General features: G+C 41.8%; 1 protein-coding gene. It reads right to left on the bottom strand.

What is annotated here, in order from left to right:
* Window positions 1-858: 858 nt before the first annotated feature.
* Window positions 859-1,176 carry a hypothetical protein gene (locus tag F7D73_RS16170; RefSeq protein WP_228117624.1) on the bottom strand — a complete coding sequence of 106 codons (318 nt, stop codon included), beginning with the start codon at window positions 1,174-1,176 and terminating at the stop codon, window positions 859-861.
* Window positions 1,177-1,178 lie beyond the last annotated feature (2 nt).

The following is a 1,178-nucleotide window of genomic DNA, read 5'->3' as shown; positions in this document are numbered from 1 at the left end:
TCATGGTGGAGCGAGGAGTTTTGGGGTTCCCAAAACATAACCTCGCTCCCTCCTCCAAGAACAAAGGACGAGACATTTGCCTTTCGGCTCTTCATGCCTATGGTGGCAGACATTAATCCTAACAATTTGCATGAAACATCAAGGCTGCTGCATTGAGAAAGAACAAGGGAACAGACACGACCTGTTTTGTTCTTGAAGTTTGCAAAAGACAAGGTAATAATATTCTGTGCGCAACTTGCCAAGTATAGTAGTTGTATATTGTCGTTTTACTTTGTAAGCTATACCGAGTGTGTTATGTACACAGTGTGTCCTTGGTATAGTCTGCATAAATCTAATGCCATGCTAAAACACTGCGGAGGTTCGCCCAAGTGGCTGGAGGCGCAAAGCCTCCAAGGAACGTTGCTGCAACCATTTCGGAGAATAGAGCGGTTGCCAATTAATCCACAAGCACATTTTACAGCGTACCAAGTGAGGGCATGTAAAACGTTGAATTGTTGAAGATAGGTGTTATCTTTATGAGAACCAACCACTTATACCCTCAACAAACTCTCAACAAATAGCTCTACACAACAAATTACTGGGCAAAAAAGAAAGAAAGGAATGGTGTTCATGGTTTTCTCTTTTCAACATTATCTTTCTTTTGTTGAGAGATTTGTTGAGAATATGTTGAGCCGTAAATGCCTGATGTTCAATACTTCTTTCATCATATTCAACAATTCAACAAAAATAAGGGGTGTTTTGTCCGTCATTTTTATGAACAGAACTCATCCCCCTACAAGTAAGAATGTCATGCTTATGCTTCAGTACTTATTCACGACAGTACGACAGCGCCAAGCCAACAAACAAGCAAGAGGACATTCAACTAAAGGCGGTTGTTCTTCTATTGAGTTGTAGGATAATGACACTACTTTTCTCTTTTGCCCCGTACAATCTCTTGAAGATGGTGGCACGAAACCGAGCTGCCCCGTATGAGTTTATACGGAAGCAAAGGGCAACAATCATCGGAAAGCCATACAACGTTTGCCAAATGCCATTGGAAGTTTCCTGTTTCTGTTGGACTTCCGACACCGTCAATAAACCATCCTTGTATATTGACCTTATCACAGCATGGAGTTTCATGGCGGTGACATGAAGCATATCAACCAATTCACCCTCACTCATCCACAAGTCTTGCAAGT

Source organism: Segatella copri (genome assembly GCF_009494395.1).
Classification (GTDB): domain Bacteria; phylum Bacteroidota; class Bacteroidia; order Bacteroidales; family Bacteroidaceae; genus Prevotella.
Note: the sequence above shows the minus strand (reverse complement) of the source record. Positions and strands in the feature narration are given on the sequence as shown.